At 72.0% G+C, this 15,438-nt stretch carries 16 protein-coding genes; 9 read left to right on the top strand and 7 right to left on the bottom strand.

The window, feature by feature from the left end; translation table 11 throughout:
- Positions 1 to 8: 8 nt before the first annotated feature.
- Entirely contained in the window at positions 9 to 479 is a 471-nt protein-coding gene (locus HBB12_RS21190; RefSeq protein ID WP_236991157.1) for a GNAT family N-acetyltransferase, read from the bottom strand.
- Positions 480 to 560: 81 nt separating this feature from the next.
- Positions 561 to 812, bottom strand: coding sequence for a hypothetical protein (locus tag HBB12_RS21195; protein WP_236991158.1), 252 nt, complete (start codon positions 810 to 812; stop codon positions 561 to 563).
- Positions 813 to 1,160: 348 nt separating this feature from the next.
- On the opposite strand from HBB12_RS21195, the gene HBB12_RS21200 reads away from it, so the two are divergent.
- The 3 genes from HBB12_RS21200 to HBB12_RS21210 are packed head-to-tail and all read left to right on the top strand — an operon-like array spanning position 1,161 to position 5,159.
- Entirely contained in the window at positions 1,161 to 2,471 is a 1,311-nt protein-coding gene (locus HBB12_RS21200; protein WP_236991159.1) for a c-type cytochrome, read from the top strand.
- Positions 2,472 to 2,484: 13 nt separating this feature from the next.
- Positions 2,485 to 2,976: a (2Fe-2S)-binding protein gene (locus HBB12_RS21205; RefSeq protein ID WP_236991160.1), complete on the top strand. Its 492-nt coding sequence runs from the start codon at positions 2,485 to 2,487 to the stop codon at positions 2,974 to 2,976.
- The gene (locus HBB12_RS21210) at positions 2,973 to 5,159 is read left to right on the top strand and encodes a xanthine dehydrogenase family protein molybdopterin-binding subunit (RefSeq protein WP_236991161.1); all 2,187 of its coding nucleotides are present in this window, start codon (positions 2,973 to 2,975) and stop codon (positions 5,157 to 5,159) included. Before HBB12_RS21205 ends, HBB12_RS21210 begins: the two co-directional genes overlap by 4 nt.
- 295 nt (positions 5,160 to 5,454) lie before the next feature.
- On the opposite strand, the gene HBB12_RS21215 is transcribed toward HBB12_RS21210, so the two are convergent.
- Both HBB12_RS21215 and dapB read right to left on the bottom strand, forming a co-directional pair.
- Positions 5,455 to 6,078 (bottom strand): 2,3-bisphosphoglycerate-dependent phosphoglycerate mutase, encoded by a 624-nt coding sequence (locus HBB12_RS21215; protein ID WP_236991162.1) that lies wholly within the window; start codon positions 6,076 to 6,078, stop codon positions 5,455 to 5,457.
- 37 nt (positions 6,079 to 6,115) lie between these two features.
- The gene (gene dapB, locus HBB12_RS21220; RefSeq protein WP_236991163.1) at positions 6,116 to 6,913 is read right to left on the bottom strand and encodes a 4-hydroxy-tetrahydrodipicolinate reductase; all 798 of its coding nucleotides are present in this window, start codon (positions 6,911 to 6,913) and stop codon (positions 6,116 to 6,118) included.
- A gap of 231 nt (positions 6,914 to 7,144) precedes the next feature.
- Here dapB and HBB12_RS21225 point away from each other — a divergent pair, with 231 nt between their 5' ends.
- The gene (locus HBB12_RS21225; RefSeq protein WP_236991164.1) at positions 7,145 to 8,176 is read left to right on the top strand and encodes an alpha/beta fold hydrolase; all 1,032 of its coding nucleotides are present in this window, start codon (positions 7,145 to 7,147) and stop codon (positions 8,174 to 8,176) included.
- Here the strand turns inward: HBB12_RS21225 and HBB12_RS21230 are convergent.
- The gene (locus tag HBB12_RS21230; RefSeq protein WP_442919301.1) at positions 8,142 to 8,864 is read right to left on the bottom strand and encodes a MarC family protein; all 723 of its coding nucleotides are present in this window, start codon (positions 8,862 to 8,864) and stop codon (positions 8,142 to 8,144) included. The genes HBB12_RS21225 and HBB12_RS21230 overlap by 35 nt on opposite strands.
- Positions 8,861 to 9,610, bottom strand: a complete 750-nt coding sequence (locus tag HBB12_RS21235) for a class I SAM-dependent methyltransferase (protein ID WP_236991166.1) — start codon at positions 9,608 to 9,610, stop codon at positions 8,861 to 8,863. The genes HBB12_RS21230 and HBB12_RS21235 overlap by 4 nt, the downstream gene beginning before the upstream one ends.
- Before the next feature lie 264 nt (positions 9,611 to 9,874).
- On the opposite strand from HBB12_RS21235, the gene gloB reads away from it, so the two are divergent.
- From gloB to HBB12_RS21250, 3 genes are all read left to right on the top strand, one after another.
- Entirely contained in the window at positions 9,875 to 10,654 is a 780-nt protein-coding gene (gene gloB / locus HBB12_RS21240; protein WP_236991167.1) for a hydroxyacylglutathione hydrolase, read from the top strand.
- Between the two features lie 5 nt (positions 10,655 to 10,659).
- A complete protein-coding gene (locus tag HBB12_RS21245; RefSeq protein ID WP_236991168.1) occupies positions 10,660 to 11,109 on the top strand; it encodes a cupin domain-containing protein in 450 nt (149 codons plus the stop codon).
- Between the two features lie 349 nt (positions 11,110 to 11,458).
- Positions 11,459 to 12,316: an outer membrane protein gene (locus HBB12_RS21250; protein WP_236991169.1), complete on the top strand. Its 858-nt coding sequence runs from the start codon at positions 11,459 to 11,461 to the stop codon at positions 12,314 to 12,316.
- 436 nt (positions 12,317 to 12,752) lie between these two features.
- On the opposite strand, the gene yddG is transcribed toward HBB12_RS21250, so the two are convergent.
- The gene (gene yddG, locus HBB12_RS21255; protein ID WP_236991170.1) at positions 12,753 to 13,646 is read right to left on the bottom strand and encodes an aromatic amino acid exporter YddG; all 894 of its coding nucleotides are present in this window, start codon (positions 13,644 to 13,646) and stop codon (positions 12,753 to 12,755) included.
- A gap of 83 nt (positions 13,647 to 13,729) precedes the next feature.
- On the opposite strand from yddG, the gene HBB12_RS21260 reads away from it, so the two are divergent.
- Both HBB12_RS21260 and HBB12_RS21265 read left to right on the top strand, forming a co-directional pair.
- Positions 13,730 to 14,392 (top strand): alpha-ketoglutarate-dependent dioxygenase AlkB, encoded by a 663-nt coding sequence (locus HBB12_RS21260; RefSeq protein WP_236991171.1) that lies wholly within the window; start codon positions 13,730 to 13,732, stop codon positions 14,390 to 14,392.
- Positions 14,393 to 14,478: 86 nt separating this feature from the next.
- On the top strand, positions 14,479 to 15,438 hold the full coding sequence (locus HBB12_RS21265; RefSeq protein WP_236991172.1) for a hypothetical protein: 960 nt from the start codon (positions 14,479 to 14,481) through the stop codon (positions 15,436 to 15,438).

Genomic DNA, 15,438 nt, shown 5'->3' on the forward strand with positions numbered 1-15,438 from the left:
GGCGTCTCCTATGCGAAAAGGTCCCGCCGCATCAGCGCGTACATCTTGTCGCGATGGGCGACCGTCTCGACCGTGCGCCAGCCGATCCGGGCGTAGATCCCTTCGGCGGTGCGGGTATAGAGCCACAGGGTCGCGACGCCGAGGGACGCGGCGTACGCCTCGACCGCGGCGACCAGCCGGGCGGCGTGGCCCCGGCCGCGGGCATGGGGCACGACGAAGACGCCGGCGAGCCAGGGGGTCAGGTCGGGCCGCGTGTCGAGGTCGTGTGCCGCGAGGCTCGCCATGCCGACGGGCTCGTCGTCGACGAGGAGGACGAAGGTGCGGGGCATCGGCCCGGGGCCGGCGGCGCCCTCGGATTCAGCGGCCGTCACCTCGGCGAGGCTGCGTCCCTGGCCCTGCGCGAAGGCCTCCCAGCGCCAGCGCGCGGTGACGGGCATGAGGTCGGGCCGCTCGGTGTTGGTGACGATGGCATGAGGCATCGGGCGCTCCCCGGGACCGGCCGTGCTTCGCCCGATCGCGTCGCGTCCGTCAATGCCGGACGTCCTCGGTGCCACCCGCCGCTAATGCCAGCCTTGCCCGAAGCGGCCGGTCGAGTGCAGCAGGGTGTGCCCGCATTCGAGGCAGAGGTAGCGGGTCTCGACGCCGCCGCCGAACGCCTCGACGACGGGCGTCGAGGCCACCACCATCAGGCGGGCATGGGGCCGCTCCTGCCAATGCGCGCGCATCTGGCCGCAGCAGGCCCGGCAGGCCGCGTCGTCGGCGCTCATCGGGGGCGGTGGCCCGAACCGGGCCTGGAAACTCTGCTGGGCCATGCGGCGTCGATCTTGTGCGGTTCAAGCCGCATCCGAAACGATCCCGGATGGGAAGGTCCGTCGGCCCCACGGGATCAGCAAGAACGGGACCGGCGGGAGCGGTGAAAACCGGGCGGGCGGCCGTCCGCTCGGGGTTGATCGGGCGGTAGCGCAGCGGCCCGACCGATACGGCCCAGCCTCATCCGCGTCACTCCGCCAATCGGACGATAGCACTGTTTCGCGGGATTGCGGCAAGACTGTGCGGAATGCAGCCCTGCACGCGGCGGCGGGTCTCCGGGAACCGTGACGTGAGGCGCCGGTTGTCCCGCCGCCGAAGGAGCGGGCCTTCGTCGTGGAAGGAGCCGGTTCGTGGTGCGTCGCCGGATCGCCATCGGGCTCGGAGGGGCTTTTCTCCTCGCGGCGATCGGGTTCGCGGCCGCGTCCTGGCGGCCTGCCCTCGCGCCCGGCGGGCCGACGCCGGCCGAGACCGCGCCCGAGCAGGTCCGCAAGGGCGCCGTCCTCGCCTCGCTCGGCTACTGCGCCTCCTGCCACACCGCGGAGGATGGCCGGCCCTATGCGGGTGGGCGCGGCGTCGGTACCCCGTTCGGGACCATCTACGCCACCAACATCACGCCGGACCCGGAGACGGGGATCGGCCGCTACACGCTCGCCGCCTTCACCCGGGCGATGCGCGAGGGCGTCGACCGCGAGGGGCGCCACCTCTACCCGGCCTTTCCCTACACCCATTACGCCGGCCTGACCGACCCGGACGTCGCCGCCCTCTACGCCTTCGCGATGACCCGCGAGCCGGTGCGGGCCGAGGCGAAGGCCAACGCCCTGCCCTTCCCGTTCTCCTGGCGCCCGCTCCTCGCCGGCTGGAAGCTGCTGTTCTTCCGCGAGCCCAACATCCCGGCCGATCCGCGCCGGGACGCGGCGTGGCACCGCGGCGCCTATCTCGCCGAGGCCCTGAGCCATTGCGGCGCCTGCCACAGCCCCCGCAACCTGCTCGGCGCCGAAGTGAGGACGAAGGCCTATTCCGGCGGGGAGGCCGACGGCTGGTGGGTGCCGCCCCTCGACCGCTCCTCGCCCGCGCCGCTCCCCTGGGGCGAGGCGGATCTCACCCGCTACCTCGCCGAGTGGGACCCGCTCCATGGCGGGGCCGCCGGCCCGATGCGCCCGGTGGTCGAGGCCCATCGGACCGTGCCGGCCGACGAGATCCGGGCGCTCGCTTCCTACGTCGCGACGCTCTATGGCCGCGGCCCCGCCGGCAGCCGCACCGGCCCTGTCGACCGGGCGATGCCGGCCGACGATCCGGCGTTCGCCCGGGGTGCCGCGACCTATGCGGGCGCCTGCGCGGTCTGCCACGAGAGCGGCGGCGGTGCCGCCGGCGGCGTGCCCTACACCACCTCCTCGCTCGGCCACCGCACCACCTTGCGGGCACCCGATCCCCGCAACCTGATCCTGGTCCTTCGCGACGGCATCGCCCCGCGGGAGCACGCGCCGGGGCCGATCATGCCGGCCTATGGGACGACGCTGACGCCGGACCAGACGACCGATCTCGCCGCCTATTTGCGCGCCCGTTTCAGCCCCGACGGACCGTGGCCCCGCCTCGGCGAGACGGTGCGGGACCTGATGCGCCAAGCCCCCCGCCCCGGCGCCCGGGCCGAGTCAGCGCCTTGACGAGGAGACGCCGATGCCGATCCTGACGGTGAACGGACGCACGCAGAAGGTCGCGGCCGAGCCCGAGACCCCGCTCCTCTACGTTCTGCGCGACGAACTGGGGCTCATCGGGGCCAAGTTCGGCTGCGGGCTCGGCCAGTGCGGCGCCTGCACGGTGGAGGTCGAGGGACGCGCGGTCCTGTCCTGCCTCACCCCGATCGGCGTGCTGGAGGGACGGTCCGTCACCACCGTCGAGGGGCTGGGATCGCCGGAGAATCCGGGCCCGCTCCAGGCCGCCTTCATCGCCGAGAACGCGGCGCAATGCGGCTACTGCATCGCCGGCATGGTGATGCGGGCCCATGCCCTGCTGCGCTCGAATCCGCATCCGAGCGACGCCGAGATCCGCGACGGCTTGCGGCTCAACCTGTGCCGCTGCGGAACCCATATGCGGATCCTCGCCGCCGTGCGCCGCGCCGCCGGCCGGGACGCCGGGCATCCGCCCGCCTCCACGGGAGCGACGCCGTGACCGCGCTCACCCGGCGCACGCTCCTCGTCGGCGGCGCGCTCCTCGTCGGGATCGGGCTGCCGCGTCAGGCCCGGGCGGCGCTTCCCGGCAGCCTGGCGCAAGCGCCGCGGATCGATGCCTGGATCCGGATCGGCGAGGACGGAGCCGTTACGGTGATGACCGGCAAGGCGGAACTCGGCCAGGGCCTCAAGACGGCTTTGATCCAGGTCGCCGCGGAGGAGCTGGGACTGGAGCCCGCCTCGATACGCCTCGTCACCGCCGATACCGAGCTGACCCCGGACGAAGGCTATACCGCCGGCAGCCACTCGATGCAGGATTCAGCCACCGCGATCCGGCACGCCGCCGCGGCCGCGCGGGCCCTGCTCCTCGACACCGCCGGGCGCCGTCTCGGCCTCCCGCCGGACGGCTTGCGAATCGACGGCGGCGCGGTGGCCGCGCCGGACGGGCGGCGCCTCCCGCTCGCCGAGGTCGCCCCGGAGGTCGAACTCGACGCACCGGTGCCCGAGAGGGTCTCCCTTCGCGATCCGGCGACTTACACCCTCGTCGGCCAGCCGCTGCCGCGGGTCGACATCCCCGCCAAGGTCGCGGGCGGCGCAGCCTATGTCCAGGATATCCGCGCGCCGGGCATGGTCCATGCGCGGATCGTGCGCCCGCCTCGCCCCGGCGCCCGGCTCGTGAACGTCGACGCGGACGCGGTCGCCTCCCGCCCCGGGGTGATCCGGGTGCATCGCGACGGCAGTTTCCTGGCGGTGCTAGCCGAGCGCGAATACGCCGCCGTGACGGCGATGCGGGCGCTCGCCAAGGGAGCGGTCTGGCAGGGCGGCACGCCGGTGCCGGAGCCGGACGCGCTCTTCTCCGACCTCGCCGGGATGCCGGCGAAGCGGACGCTCATCCACGCGGCCGGCCTCGATGCGCCGGTGCCGCCGGGACGCCGGATCGCCGCGCAGTACCGCCGGCGCTACCAGATGCACGGCTCGATCGGCCCGTCCTGCGCGGTGGCCGAATTCGACGGCAGCCGCCTCACCGTGTGGTCGCATGCGCAAGGGATGTTCCCCCTGCGCAAGGCGCTCGCCGAGATGCTGGCCTTGCCCGAGGAGCAGGTTCGCTGCATCCACGTCGAGGGTTCGGGCTGCTACGGCCATAACGGCGCCGACGACGCCGCGGGCGACGCGGCGTTGCTCGCCCGCGCCCTCCCCGGCCGGCCGGTGCGGGTGCAATATACCCGCGAGCAGGAGCACCTGTGGGAGCCCTATGGCGGCGCGATGATGACGGAGGCCTCCGCCGTGCTGGGGCCGGACGGGCGGATCGCCGACTGGGATTACGCGGTGCGCAGCCCGACCCACCTCACCCGCCCGCCGGGTGCGGGCCAGTTGCTCTCGGCCCGGATGCTGGAGACGCCTTTTGCCGCCCCACCCCCGAAGGCGCTGCCGCAGCCCGAGGGCGGCGGCGACCGCAACGCCATCCCGCTCTATCGTCTGCCCCGGGCCCGGGTGGCGCACGACTTCGTCTCCGACATGCCGCTCAGGGTCTCGGCCCTGCGCAGCCTCGGCGCCTACATGAACGTGTTCTCGATCGAGAGTTTTTGCGACGAACTCGCCGATGCGGCGGGCGCCGATCCGGTCGCGTTCCGCTTGAAGCATCTCGACGATCCGCGGGCCCGCGCCGTGATCGAGGCCGCCGCCTCCCGCTTCGGCTGGGGGCAGGCGCTCCCGAAGGGCCGCGGCGCCGGCTTCGCCTTCGCGCGCTACAAGAACCTCGCGGCCTATTGCGCGCTCGCCGTCGAGGTGGAGGTGACGCGCGAGAGCGGCCGGGTCCGGCTGGTGCGGGCGCAAGCTGCGGTCGATGCCGGCCAGGTCGTCAACCCCCACGGCATCCGCGACCAGATCGAGGGCGGGATCATCCAGGCGATGAGCTGGAGCCTGTTCGAGGCGGTGGCGCACGATGCGGAGGGGCCGACGAGCCGCGACTGGAGCACCTACCCGATCGCCCGCTTCCCCGACATTCCCGAGCGCCTCGACGTCCACCTGATCGACCGTCCCGGCCAGCCTTTCCTCGGTGCCGGCGAGGTCGCGCAGGGGCCGACGGCGGCGGCGCTCGGCAATGCGATCCGGCGGGCGGCGGGGGTGCGCCTGCGCGAATTGCCGATGCGACCGGAGATGGTGAAGGCGGCGATCGGGGTGTGATCCCAACGATCGCAAGACAACGGCCGTTGGCCGCGGTCGCGATACACGACAAAACTGGCACCGTCGCAGCTGCCTGTCCCACCCACGACCTCATCCTGAGGTGTTAGTGGATCGAAGATCGACTGACCTCGAAGGAGGGCTCCAGACATCTGCGAGCTTCCTGGAGCCCTCCTTCGAGGCTGCTACGCAGCACCTCAGGATGAGGTCGTGGATGGGAAAACAGGTCGTGCCCGAGATCGACATCAACGCGTCGACGTCTTGGGCCGTCGGCATGACCCTCGGGCAACTCCGTCGCTCAATCGCGGTCCAGAACTTCCTTCGAGGCGACGGTGGTGTCGTCCTTCAGGTGGTAGACCAGCGGCACGCCGGTATGGAGTTCGAGGCCGGGAATCGTCTCGGTGGTGAGGCCGTCGAGCACCATCACCAGGGCGCGGAGCGAGTTGCCGTGGGCCGCGACCAGCACGCGCTCGCCGCGCATCACCCGAGGCAGGATCTCCCGCATCGTGTAGGGCAGCACCCGGGCCACGGTGTCCTTCAGGCTCTCGCCGCCGGGCGGGGGCACGTCGTAGGAGCGGCGCCAGACATGCACCTGCTCCTCTCCCCACTTGGCGCGGGCATCGTCCTTGTTGAGGCCCGAGAGGTCGCCGTAATCGCGCTCGTTGAGGGCGGCGTCGGCGTGGGTCGGCAGGCCGGACTGGCCGAGCTCCTCCAGGATCAGCGCGCAGGTGCGCTGGGCCCGGGTAAGGTCCGAGGTGAAGGCGACGTCGAACTGCACGCCCTTCGCCTTCAGCCGTCGCCCGGCCGCCCGCGCCTCCTCGACGCCGAGCTCGGTGAGCCCGGGATCCTTCCAGCCGGTGAACAGGTTCTTCAGGTTCCACTCGCTCTGGCCGTGGCGCGCGAGGACGAGAAGACGCTCCATGATGCGTATCGCTCCGTGATCTCAAGGAAACAGGGTTTCAGAGGCCCAGCACGTCGTCCATGCCGTAGAAGCCGGGCTCGCGGGATTGCGCCCAGAGGGCGGCCTTGACGGCACCGGCGGCGAAGAGGCCGCGGTCGCTCGCCAGATGGGTGAGTTCGATGCGCTCGCCGGCACCGGCGAAGATCACGCTGTGCTCGCCGACCACGCTGCCGCCGCGGAGCGTCGCGAAGCCGATCGTCCCGGGCTCGCGCGGGCCGGTATGGCCGTCGCGCACCGCCACCTTGCGCTGGCTGAGCGCCACGCCCCGGCCTTCCGCCGCCGCCTCGCCGAGCAGCAGCGCCGTGCCGGAGGGCGCGTCCACCTTGTGGCGGTGGTGCATCTCCAGGATCTCGATGTCGAACTCGTCGCCGAGGGTGGCGGCCACCTTGCGCACCAGGCCGGCCAGCAGGTTGACGCCGAGCGACATGTTGCCCGACTGCACGATCCGGGCGTGGAACGCCGCCGCCTTGAGCTTGGCGAGATCGTCCGGCGACAGGCCGGTGGTGCCGACCACGTGGACGATGCGGGCCTGGGCGGCGAGTTCGGCGTAGAACACCGTCGCGGCCGGTGCCGTGAAGTCGAGGACGCCGTCGGCCTCGGCGAAGACGGGAAGCGGATCGTCGGTGACCGCGACGCCGAGCGGCGGCAGCCCGGCGAGCACGCCGGCATCCTGGCCCAAAGCCGGCGAACCCTCGCGCTCGATCGCCCCGGAGAGCGTGCAGCCCTCGGTCTCGGCCACGGCCTGGATCAGCATCCGCCCCATGCGCCCGGAGGCGCCGACGACGACGAGACGCATGGGTCACGATCCTTGTCTTGGCGGCCTCCGGCCGCACTCGCCTCGTATGGGCGGCTCACGGCCGCACGTCCGGGCCTCGTACAGGGGTCGGCGGGTGCTGCCAAGGCGAGCCCGGAAGAAAGCGCAACCCGGCCGAAAGACCGAGAGCCGAGAAAGACGCTCCCGGGGATATGCGCCGGACCACGATGGCCCCATCTTATCCCGCAGTGCAGCAATCGCGCCGGAGATCCCATGGCCTTTCGGTTCGTTCCCGGACGCACGACCCGCCGCGCCGCCAGCGGCGCGGTGCAGGTCCTGCGCGCCACCGCCAAGGCGAATGCCGCCGCGGCGCGCCGCACCGGCGCCCTGATGCAGCGCGGCGCCGAGGCGCTGAAGAAGGACGAGCCGGCGCACAGGCCGCCGGGGCGCTTCATCGAGGTCGACGGGGTGCGGGTGCACGCGATCGTCCGCGGCAAGGGCCGGCCGGTGGTGCTGATCCACGGCAACGGGACGATGGCGGAGGATTTCGTCATCTGCGGGCTGGTGGAGCAACTGGCCAAGCATTACCGCGTCATCGCGATCGACCGGCCGGGCTTCGGCCATACCGAGCGGCCGCGGCACTGGGTCTGGACCGCCGCCGCGCAGGCGCGGCTCGTCGGGCACGTGCTCGCCGCCCTCAACGTCGAGCGGCCGGTGGTGGTCGGCCATTCCTGGGGCACCCTGGTGGCGCTGGCCCTCGCCATCCACGAAGGCCTCGACCTGCGCGGGCTGGTGCTGCTCTCCGGCTATTACTATCCGGGCCGGCGGGCCGACGTGGCATTGATCTCGGCCCTCGCCGTGCCCGGCCTCGGCGACGCGGCCCGCGCCCTGACGCCGGGAGCGGTCGGGCGGGCGCTGGCGCCGCAGGTCTTCCGCCACGTCTTCAAGCCGCAAGCCGTGCCGGCCCGGTTCACCGCGCGCTTTCCCGTCGCGCTCTCGCTCTCGGCCACGCAAGCGCGGGCGAGCGCCGAGGACACCGCCAGCATGAACGCCGCCGCCGCCCTGTCGCAGCCCCATTATGCGGCGCTGCGCCTGCCGGTGGCGATCCTGTCGGGGGACGCCGATGCCGTCGTCGACCCGGCCGAGCAATCCTGCCGCCTGCACGCGGAGGTGGCGGGCAGCACCCTGACCCTGCTGCCGGGCCAGGGCCACATGATCCACTATTCGGCCAAGGCCCGGATCCTGCGGGCGATCACGGCGCAGATGGCGCTCACGGGCCGGCGGCTGTCCTGGCAGTCGCGATGAGCGGTCCCAGCACGTCGGTGATTCCGGTCAGCGTGATCTGGGTGCCGACGCAGAGGAGCAGGAAGGCGGCGAGCCGCCCGAGCACCCGGGCCCGGGCGTGCCCGAGCCGCTCCACCAGCCGGTCGGCGGAGGCATAGGCCAGCAGCACCATCAGGGCGATGACCAGCGAGGCCGCCGAGGCGCCTGCGAGATAGGCGATCCGGTCGACGCCGCGATCCGGCCGGCCGGCGCCGAGCGCGATCGCCACCGCGATGGTGCCGGGCCCGGTGGTGAAGGGCAGCGTCAGGGGAAAGAACGCGATCTCGGCGAGCGCGGTCGGCTCGGGGCCGTCCTCGCTGCCCTGGACCGGCTCGGCCTGGGCGGTCTTGCGCGCCTCGCGCTGCTCGGGCGCGGCCAGAAGGCTCCAGGCCTGCGCCGCCACCACGAGGCCGCCGGCGATGCGCAACGCCGCGAGCGAGATGCCGAAGAAGCTGAGCACCGACGCCCCGGCCCAGAGCGAGACCAGCATCACGGCGGCCGCGTAGACGCCAATGCGGCGCGACAGCCACGTGCGCTCGTCGTGGCTGCGGCCGGCCGTCACCTGCGCGAAGATCAGCGCCGCACCGGGCGGGTTGACGATCGAGAACAGGGCCGAGAAGGCCAAGAGGAAGCTCTGAGCTGCGGCCTCCGCGCCCGGAAACGGCATCACGCGCCACCCGGTACCGGGGCGGGCACCGGCACCGGCACCGGCAGCACCCGGGCACGCAGGCGCGCCGCCTTGCGGGCCTGGACCGCCACCGGACGGTGGAGCTGCTTCGTCGCCTCGACCACGTGCAGGCCGGCGAAGGGCAGCGACAGGCCGGTGCCGACCCGCTCCCAGGCGCTCGCGGTCTTCACGGTGAGCCAGCCCTCCACGGGCGGCACGTAGAGGGTCTCGGCCCAGTCCTCGGGGGAGAAGAGCGTCTCGCGCATCAGGCGTCCGAGCTGCGAGCGGCTGTAGGGCTGGCCGTGGCCGAAGGGCGTGGCGTCCCGCCGCGCCCACAGGCCGCGGCGGTTGGGAACCGCGACGATCAGCCGGCCGCCGGGGGTGAGCACGCGCCAGACCTCCTGCATCAGCTCGGCCGGGCTCTCCACCGCCTCGATGGCGTGGATCAAGAGCACCCGGTCGAGGGCCGAGTCGGGCAGCGGCATCATGGTGGGATCGACGAGGCAGGAGGCCGAGCGGCCGGAACCCGGCCAGTTCGTCACGCCCTGCGTCGCCGGCATGAAGGCCATGGTCCGCTCGGCGGCGTGCCGCACCGGGCCGAGATAGGGCACCGCGTAGCCGAGGCCCATCACCCGGAGTCCTGAGACCGAGCCGAGCATGCGGTGGACCGTGCGGCCGACGAGACGCTGCGCCACCGCCCCGAGGGGGCTGGCGTAGAAGGCGCGCAGGTCGGTGACGTCGAGGCTCATCGGGTCTCGGGGTCGAGGGGCGGCGGGCGTGAGCGCGCTCATGCCGTGGAAACCATGAATGGGGAGTGGCGCGAAGCGCGGCAAGGCGTCAACCCCAAGGCGTCAACCCCGAGGCTTGCCCCCCGACGGCGACCCCGTGCACGCCCCGCTCTTCGCGCCGGCCCGGTCGCGCGGGCGTGGATTCGCCCTATCTCGCTGCAGGAGATTCCCGCCGGGAGCCCGGCGAAGAATCCTGTCCCGTGAATCCTTCGAGGAGGCGCCGCCATGCCCGAGATCCGCCCCGAGATCCGCACCTTCCTGTGCCGAAGCGACAATATCGGCGTGCTGATGCGCGACCCCGAGACCGGCGCCTGCGCGGCGATCGACGTGCCGGAGGCGGCGGCCGTGCTGCGCGCCCTCGACGAGACCGGCTGGCGCCTCACCGACATCCTGGTCACCCACCGTCACGGCGACCACGTCGAGGGCATCCCCGAGGTGAAGGCGCGGACCGGGGCCCGGGTGACGGCCCCGGCGCGGGCCGGCAACGCGGTACCGCAAGTGGATGCGACCGTGCGCGAGGGCGACGTGGTGACGGTGGGCTCGCTCGCCGCCGCCGTGTGGGAAACGCCCGGCCATTGCGACGACCACGTCACCTACTGGTTCGAGGCGGCGGGCCTCGCATTCGCCGGCGACACCCTGTTCACCCTCGGCTGCGGCCGGGTGCTCGAAGGCCCGCCCCAGGTGCTGTGGCGCTCGCTGTCGCGCTTCCTGCCCCTGCCCGACGAGACCGTGATCTATTCCGGCCACGACTACGTGCTGTCGAATGCCCGCTTCGCGCTGGCCGCCGAGCCGGGAAACCGCAACCTCGCCGACCGGGCGGCCCTGGCCGAGAAGGCCAGGGCGGAAGGGCGCTTCCTGGTGCCCACTACCCTTGGCGAGGAGAAGGCCACCAACCCGTTCCTGCGCGCCACCGAGCCGGCGCTCGCGCGTGCCGTCGGGATGGAGCCCGGCGCCGACCCGGCGGCGGTATTCACGGCCCTTCGCGAATGGAAGAACCGGTTCTGACGACGATGCAAAACCTCACCGCCCGGAATCTCACCGCCCTGGAGGTCGTGCGCCTGCTCGACCTCAAGCCCCATCCGGAGGGAGGGCATTACCGCGAGACGTTCCGCGATTCCCGCGAGATCGACGGGCGTCCCGCCTCGACGGCGATCTACTACCTGCTCGATATCGGCGAGACCTCGGAATGGCACCGGGTCGATGCGACGGAGGTCTGGCTCTGGCATGCCGGGGCGCCGATGGTCATCACCACCAGCCCCAACGGCCACGATGCCGAGGCGCGTCATCTCGGTCCCGACCTCGCCCGGGGGCAGCGGCCGCAGATCGTGGTGCCGGCCCATCACTGGCAGACCGCCACCAGCCTCGGCGCCTGGACCCTGGTGAGCTGTACCGTGGCGCCGGGCTTCCGCTTCGAGGGTTTCGAGATGGCGCCGCCGGACTGGCGGCCGATGCCGCGCTGAAGGCCGGACCGGGAGCCTGCAAGGCTCCCGGCCGCTCCCGTTTTCGAAAGCCGTCCCGCTTAAGGGCGAGCGACGCGGACGCGATCCGGCGCCACGAGAGCCTGCCGGGAGACGGGCCGTGAGACGGATGGTGCGGAGAATAAGACGCCGGGTACGGTATCGCTTATTCCCAATACATACAGTCTGTGCCTTGGACAAAATCACCTATTTCCAAATCGTAAACGTTTCCATCTTGTAGAGTCCAAGTCCGGCGTTTGACAAAACCGATGAGTGTTGCAGAAAAATCATATCGTGCCTCTGCGACATCGGGCATATTGCCGATCGTGACACTCCACTATCGGTTGTACCAATGAACAAGTTCCTGGCCGGCCTGGCCGCGTTCACCGCCCTCACCTCGGCAGCCGCCGCGGCCGACCTGCCGCGCCGCGCCGCCCCGCCGCCGGTCTTCACCCCGGTGCCGGTCTTCACCTGGACCGGGTTCTACCTCGGCGTGAATGCCGGCTACGGCTTCGACGCCAACAGCCGCAGCACGTCCCGGTACAACCTTCCGGCCGGATCGGTGATCGGCTCGGAGACCACCAACGGCGTCGTCAGCCTCAACACGAACCGGACCGATAATTCCGGCTTCACCGGCGGCGCGCAGATCGGCTACAACTACCAGTTCACGCCGGGCTCGGGCTTCGTGGTCGGCCTCGAGGCCGACGCCCAGTATGTCGACTTCGCCCGTCGCACCCGGGGCACGCTGAACTACGGCTTTGCCGGCAATACCGGCCTGGCCTTCGCGCCGCCCGCGGCCACCGTCTTCACCAGCGGCAACGGCCTCGACTATTTCGGCACCGTCCGCGGCCGCCTCGGCTACGCCTTCGACCGCACGCTCGTCTACGGCACCGGCGGCTTCGCCTACGGCTCGGGCAGCGAGGACCAGAACTTCGCCGGCGGCCGCTTCCGCGACAGCTTCCGCACCGGCTACGCGGCCGGCGGCGGCATCGAGTACGCGCTGCCCACCGACTCGTTCCTGAACTTCTTCCGCTCGAACGCCGTCACGCTGAAGGTCGAAGGCCTCTACGTGAACCTCGACAGCAAGAAGGACGCCTTCCGCGGCTTCTACGATCTCGGCACCAACGCCGTGTACCTGCGCGGTGCCGCCGCCAACACCGAGTTCGCCGTCGTCCGCGCCGGCCTGAACTACAAGTTCGGCTCGTACTGAGACCCGGCTCACGCATCGTCCGACGCACCGGCTTCCGGTTCGTCTCAGGACTGCGGCAGGGTCGACGACGACAGACCGGCGCCCGATCATCATGACCGGGCGCCGCACCAAGCCCAACGATCTCCCGCCAGCTCGACGGCGAGTTGGCGGCCTTCAAGACCGGCAGGAGGGCCACGCGATCTGACCATGAGTGTCGGATCGACCTTACGGATCCCCAGCCCCGATCAACTGGCCCGCAAGGTCGCCCCCCGGATGCAGCCGCTGCATCCGGGGGTTTGGTCGTCGGATCGGCCGCTATTCCTGAGCCCTCGGACCGGGCCCCGCCGCCCGGATCCGCTCAGCAGACCTGGCTTGGCGTGCAACGCTTCGTCCGCTCAGGTTCTTGTTTTATCGCAGATTTTTTCGCCGAACCGGTGACCACTCCGGCGAAATCCACTTAGGAACCACTCTCGACCGCCGCATCCCGCGCGTTCCCCGCCCGCGTCGCCACGAGCGCCCCCGCCACGATGAGCCCGCAGGCCAAAGCCAGCGACCAGGTCGCCGGGGCGTAGCCGGCGGCGACGAGGATCAGGGTGGAGAGCACCGGGGCGGCGTAGGAGCCGACGCCGAGGAGGCGGATGTCGCCGCGCTTCACGCCGATGTCCCAGAGATAGAACGCCGCCCCGACCGGGCCGAGGCCGAGCGCCGCCACCGCCGCCCATTGCGCCGGATCTTGCGGCCACACCGTGCGCTCGAAGGCGAGGTGGCAGACGAGGCTCAACGCCGCGGTGGCGAGGCAGAAGCCCGCCACCGCATCGGTCGGCACCGCCCCGACCCGGCGCGACAGGACCGAGTAGCCCGACCACAGGAAGGCGCAGGCGAGCGCCGCCGCGTAGCCCGGCAGCGCGGCGGCCTCGAAGCTGAGCGACCCGCGGCCGAGGAACAGCGTGACCACCCCGGCAAGCCCGAGCAGCGCTCCGGCGAGATGCGCCGCGCGCAAGCCCCCCTCGCCCGGCAGCAGGGCGGAGAACAGCACGATCAGCAGCGGCCAGAGATAGCTGATGAGCCCGGCCTCCGCCGGCGGCGCGAGGCGCAGGGCCGCGAAGTACAGCGCGTGGTAGCCGAACAGCCCGACGATTCCGAGCGCCCAGATCGGGAGCGGCTGGCGTAAGGCGGCGAGGCCGGAGGGCCGCGCGATCCAGCTGGCGCAGCCCAGCAGCCCGCCGACCAGGAAGGTCATGGCGGCGAGCTGGAACGGCGGCACCGCGCCGGAGGCTGCGGTGAACAGGGCGAGCAGGGACCAGAGCAGGATGGCGCCGGAACCGATCAGGGTGGCGGAGCGGATCGTCATGGATGTAGCCCTACCACGGCCGGCTCTGCCGGCTCACCCGGAAATCGGATAGGACGGGCGCCGTCCGCCAGCGGAGCGCGCCCGTGATCGAACTCGCCCCCGGCCTGATCCACCACCCGGGCTATCTCGACGCCGCGGCGCAGGGTGCGCTCGCGGCCGACCTCGCGGCGATCTTGCGCGAGGCACCGCCCTTCACCCCGACGATGCCGCGCACGGGCAAGCCGTTCTCGGTGCGGATGTCGAATTGCGGCCCCCTCGGCTGGGTCTCCGACCGGGCCGGCTACCGCTACCAGGCGGCGCATCCGGAAACCGGCCGGCCCTGGCCTTCGATGCCGGCGGCGGTCCTGCGGGCCTGGTCCGAACTCGCCGGCTGCCCGGCCGAGCCGGAGGCCTGCCTCGTCAACCTCTACGCGCCCGGTACCCGGATGGGACTGCACCAGGACCGGGACGAGGCGGAGTTTTCGGCTCCCGTGCTCTCCCTGTCGCTGGGGGCCACCGCCCTGTTCCGCTACGGGGGGCTCCAGCGCTCCGACCCGACCCGCTCGGTGCGGCTCGCCTCCGGCGACGCCCTGGTGATCGGCGGGCCCTCGCGCCTGGTCTTCCACGGCGTCGACCGTCTCCTGCCGGCCGACCTGCTGGCATCCGCCTCGGAACCGGTCCTGCCCGAGGCCGTGGCGCCGGGCGGGCGCCTCAACCTGACCTTGCGGCGCGTCACGGAGATCCGTCGCGCTTGCGGCCGCGCTTGACAGAGCGGCGCGCACGGCCGACGCATCCGGCGACGGTCCTGCCGCCCGATCCCGGGCGGCGTCTCTTACGAACCGAGACGAGTCTGATGGCGACGAGTCCCCTGCCGCTGCGCGTTGTGGCCCTTCTGTCCTGCCTTGCCGGCCTGCCGGCCGGGGCGTGGGCGGCCGATCCGGTCTATCCGCCGGGCTCGCGCTTCGGCTTCGAGCCGGCCAAGGAGATGGTGGTGTCGCGCCGCTTCACCGGTTTCGAGCGGGAGGGCGGCGGCGCCACGGTCTCGGTGGTCGAGCTGCCGGCCCAGGCCTACAAGGACCTCACCACCAACTTCACCGACGAGAACCTGAAGAGCCAGGGCCTGGTGGTGAAGACCCGCGAGACGCTGAAGCTCGCCGACGGGCGCGAGGGTCTGCTGGTCACCGGCGAGCAGCCGATCGAGCAGCCCGCCGGCGCGCCGGCCCTGCACAAATGGGTCTTCCTCGTCTCGGATCCGACGGTCACCGGCATCGTCATCGGCCAGACCCTGCCGACGGCCGAAACCGACAATGCGATGCGCGCGATGCTGACCAGCGTGCGGGTGCGCCCGGCCCTCACCCTCGACCAGCAGGTCGCGGCCCTGCCCTTCCGGGTCGTCGACACCGCGGGCTTCCGCCCGGTGCGGGTGCTCGGCGGCAACTCGGTGCTCTATACCGAGGGGCCGAAGGACCAGATGATGAACCTGGAGCAGCCGATCCTGGTGCTCGCCGAGGCGGTGCAGCCGGCGCCAGGCGCCGAGCAGCGCGACGCCTTCGCGAAGGCCGCGCTCTACTCGAACCAGACCATGAAGGACTTCGCGATCGAGCGCTCGCAGAGCTTCCGCCAGAACGGCGCCGACTGGCACGAGATCGTGGCCCGGGCCGTCGACGTGCCGTCGGGCACGCCCGTGGTGGTGTCCCAGACCATCCGCTTCCAGCCCGACGGCTATTTCCGTGCCGTCGGCGTGGTCCGCGCCCAGGACCGTGAGGCGATCCTGCCGCGCTTCCGCAAGGTGGTGGACGCGATCGCGTTCTGA

This window comes from Methylobacterium sp. SyP6R (assembly GCF_019216885.1).
In the GTDB taxonomy this organism is placed as follows: Bacteria; Pseudomonadota; Alphaproteobacteria; order Rhizobiales; family Beijerinckiaceae; genus Methylobacterium.